The sequence below is a fragment of the Terrisporobacter muris genome, assembly GCF_024621905.1.
In the GTDB taxonomy this organism is placed as follows: Bacteria; Bacillota; Clostridia; order Peptostreptococcales; family Peptostreptococcaceae; genus Terrisporobacter; species Terrisporobacter muris.
Window position 1 is genome coordinate 1 of sequence record NZ_JANKBY010000297.1, and the last position, 4676, is coordinate 4676.

Consider the following 4676-nt stretch of genomic DNA (forward strand, 5'->3'; position numbering starts at 1 on the left):
GTTTGAAATGACCCCTTATCTATTGATTAATTAAATAAAAAATAAGTAACTTAATTGATAAAAAAACTGATGACTAAAAAGTCACCAGTTTTTTAATTATATGTTTATAATTTTTTACTAACTTCCATAACTAAACTTGCAACTATAGCAAGACCAAAGGAAATACCTAAACTTATTATATCAAATGACATTGGCATAGCAAAAATCCCTCTCATAAAAGGTAATAATGTTAAAGAAAACATTACTAAACAAATACAAACTGCACCTAATGCATATTTATTACTGCTAATACCTAAGCTAAATATTGTTTCAGTATTTGATCTTGATGCAAATGTCTGAACTATTCTAGATAGTGTAAGTGTTGCAAAAGCCATCGCTGTTCCCATTTCAGGCGATTCAAGAAGTCCTATATATTGAGCAAATATTGTAACAATACCTATTACACTACCTCTAAATAATACAGTCTTTAAAGTTCCTCCAGCTAAAATACTTTCATCAGGATGTCTTGGAGGATTTTTCATAATTCCTTTTTCTGGTGGTTCAAAACCTAAAGCTATAGCTGGTAGAGAATCTGTTACCAAGTTAATAAATAATAATTGTAATGTAGTAAATGGATTTGACCAGTCTGCAATAACTGCAAATAATATGGCAATTATTCCACCTAAATTTCCAGAAAATAAATAGGTGATTGATTTTTTAATATTATTGTAAACTGTTCTACCCACTTCGATGGCATTTACTATGGTAGCAAAATTGTCATCTAAAAGTACCATGGCAGAAGCATCTTTCGCAACTTCTGTTCCACTTCCCATTCCTATACCTATGTCTGCTTGCTTAAGTGCTGGGGCATCGTTGACACCATCTCCTGTCATGGCAGTTATTTTATTTTTCTTCTGCCAAGCTTTTACTATTCTTATCTTGTTTTCAGGAGAAACCCTGGCATAAACTGAAATATGTTCTAGTTTTTCATCAAGCTCTTCATCAGTTAAATCATCTAGCTCCTTACCTGTAAGAGCTAAATCATTTTCTTCCATTATTCCTATATCTCTACCTATGGCTGCTGCAGTAGTTTTATGATCCCCAGTTATCATTACTGTTTTTATTCCAGATTCTTTTGCTTCTTTTACTGCTTCGTAAACCTCTTCTCTAGGTGGATCAATCATTGCCATTAGTCCTATTAAAATAAGCTCATCTTCATCTTCCAATGTAGGAACAAAGTTTTTATCTTCAATTTCCTTTGTAGCAAATGCTAAAACCCTTAGTGCTTTATTTGAGAAATCTTCATTTGCCTTTTTAAATTGATTTATAATTTCATCATTAATTGCTACTACATCCCCATCATCTAATACATATTTACATCTATTAAAAATCACATCTGGAGCACCCTTCGTGAACATGTATACTTTATCTTCTACCTGATTTATTGTAGACATTAATTTTCTATCACTGTCAAAAGGTAGCTCATTTAATCTATTGCATCTTTCTCTTAATACTTTATAGTTTATATTATTTCTATCTGCATGATTTATAAGAGCAACCTCTGTTGGATCTCCTATTTCCACACCCTCATCTGTTATATCTGAATCGTTACATAAAGTTGATGCTAAAGTTAAAGCTATTTCACTTTCATTTTGGTCACGTGTTGATGCTATATCATCGTTACTAGATAAAGCTATTTCTTCACCTATATCAGTTGCTAATACTTTTTCTTCATCGCCATACATATAAAAGTCAACAACAGTCATTTTGTTTTGTGTAAGTGTTCCAGTTTTATCAGTACATATTACACTTGTTGAACCTAAAGTTTCGACTGCTGGTAATTTTCTTATAACTGCTTGTTTTTTAGCCATTGTATTTGTACCTTTAGCCAAGACAATAGTTACTATTGAAGATAAAGCTTCTGGTATTGCTGCGACTGCTATTGCAATAGCAAACATAAATGAATCAGCCACATTTGCCCCTCTAATAACTTGAATTAAGAAAATTAAACTTGCTAATATAACTATACCAACACCAAGTTTTTTTCCAAAATCATCAAGCTTCTTCTGAAGTGGTGTTTCTTTGTTTTCTGCATTATCTAATAAATCTGCTATTTTTCCTATTTCAGTTTTCATACCACATGCAGTAACTACATAAGTTGCTCTACCATAAACAACCATAGAACCACTAAATACCATGTTCTTTTGATCCCCTAAAGCACACTCTTCATCTATTTTATCTTCATGTTTTAACACTGGCTCACTTTCTCCAGTTAACATACCTTCTACTACTTTAAAAGTTTGAGCTTCAATTATTCTTCCGTCTGCTGGCACATAATCTCCAGCTTCTAAAACAACAATGTCTCCCTCTACTAAATCTTTTGATGGAACTGTGATTTTAAGTCCATCTCTAATTACTTTTGCATTTGGTACTGATAATTGCTTTAAACTATCTAAAGACCCTTCTGCTTTTTTAGTTTGAACTACACCTAGAATAGAATTTAATATAAGTACGGCAAATATAATTACTGATTCTACCACTTCTCCTAAAAATATTTGTACTAAAGCTGCAACTAAAAGTATTATTACTAATGGATCTTTAAAACTTTCTAAAAATAACTTCCAAGTTGGTGTCTTTTCTTTTTCTCTAAGTTCATTTAATCCATTTTTCTTTAACCTTTTCATAACCTCCATTTGAGATAATCCCTCTAAGCTAGAATCAAAATGTCTTATAGCTTTTTCACTTGTTTCCTTGTAAAACATATAATTTCCTCCCAATTATTATAAAACTAACTTTTCGTAATATATCTAGCAATTTCTAGATTTTATTAAATAAAAGTGATAATTTGTAATAAAAAAAGACCAACAAAGTAGATAAAACTACTCTGAAGGTCTTGCTAACAAGTTTAAACTCGCTAATCAACCGGGATTTTACTCCGTTCTGACGACTGATTATCACAATAATGTGAAAGCTACTCCCCTTCACGGGAATTTTCTTATTTGTAAACATTATAAACATAAATTAAATTTTATGCAAGTTTTTATTTGTTAAAGTTTAGTTAAATTATTATGAGTATATATCCGAAAACTCTATATTGCACTTCTCTATTTGGCAACTTTTCGAGATTTCTCTTTCTAAGATAATACTGGGTTCTTCTCCTATAATATTAACTGGCAATTCAAACATAAACTCCGAACCTACTCCCAATTCACTTTTTACGTATATATTGCCATGGTGCAATTCTACAAGAGATTTTACTAAAGATAAACCAATACCACTTCCTTCACATTTTCTGTTTAATTTAGTATCAATTCTCTTAAATCTATCAAAAATTACATCCACTTTATCTTGTGATATTCCTAATCCATTATCTTTAACAAGTACTTTAATTTTTTCGTCATCAACAGATAATTCTACATATATGTCCCCATTTTCTTTGCTATATTTTATAGCGTTAGATAATAAATTTAGCATAATTCTTTCAATTTTATCTGGATCACAAGATATTATTTTTTCCTCGCAGTTTGTATCAAATATTAAGTTTAAGCCTTTATCTTTAATATACTGAGCTACAGATAAAGTTATATTTTCTACTACATCAACTATATTATAATTTCCTAATTGTAACTTATAGTAACCAGAATCTAGGGAAGTAATATCAATGAGATTATTTACTAGTCTTAATAATCTATATGAATTTTGTTTTATGTAATCTATATGAGTTTCTAATTTTAAACTACTATCCCAAGTTATTTTATTATTATCTATATTACGCTTCATAAGTTGCATTGTACCTAAAATTATATTAAGTGGAGTTCTAAATTCATGAGATATATTTGCAAAGAATTCATTTTTTAGACTTTCTATATGAACTGCTTCTTCAAGCAATTTTCTTTCTTTCTCTTGCTTTCTTTGATCACTTATATCTTTTACTGTAATTATAATTTTATCTTCTAATTTAACAAGCTTATAATTTAATTCTACCCATTTATAAATGTTATTTGCACATCTTAATTTAATCTTTATACTTCCCATATCATTTTTATTACTATTAATTATTTCTAAATACTTTTCTTTAAAATCCTCATGAATTAAATCTAATATATTCATGTCTAATAACTCATTTTCATTCCAACCTAATGTCTTAATCCAGTTTTTATTGACATACTCAAATTTTCCATTTGAGTCACATCTTGCTATTAAGTCTACTGAAATATCTAAAAAAAGTTTTAGTTCACTTTCTATTTCCTTACGTTTATCAAACTCTTCTTGTAATTCTTCAGATAATATATAACTCTTTATTATGATTGCTGTGTTTTCTGAAATTGTTTTTAAGTAATCATATTTATTAAATTTTAATGTATTATTTTCTAAGGATTTTATTAGTAAATATCCAAAGGTTTCACCATTAAATTCTATATTATATATTCCAATATTTTGGATATTGTTTTTATACATATAATTTCTTAGTATTTCATTTTCTATATCCTTAATATTATTAATAGTATTTAAATATTTTTTTTCAATCAAATTATCTATATTGTATAAACTCATTTTCATCAATTCATCATGTAATTTATACTCTTCCGATAGTCCACATTCTACAATATAGTCAAACCCTGATTTTTCCTTATTCACTAATAATATAGCTGTTGAATCACACTCAAAATAATTCAATATACTCTCACTTATATTAT

The 4676-nt window shown here is 28.7% G+C and carries 2 protein-coding genes; both read right to left on the bottom strand.

What is annotated here, in order from left to right; all coding sequences use genetic code 11:
- Positions 1-104: 104 nt before the first annotated feature.
- Entirely contained in the window at positions 105-2741 is a 2637-nt protein-coding gene (locus tag NSA58_RS16450; RefSeq protein ID WP_039679596.1) for a cation-translocating P-type ATPase, read from the bottom strand.
- A 304-nt stretch (positions 2742-3045) separates the two neighbouring features.
- Positions 3046-4676, bottom strand: a 1631-nt coding sequence (locus NSA58_RS16455; RefSeq protein ID WP_257560703.1) for a sensor histidine kinase, incomplete at its 5' end; no start/stop codon positions are given.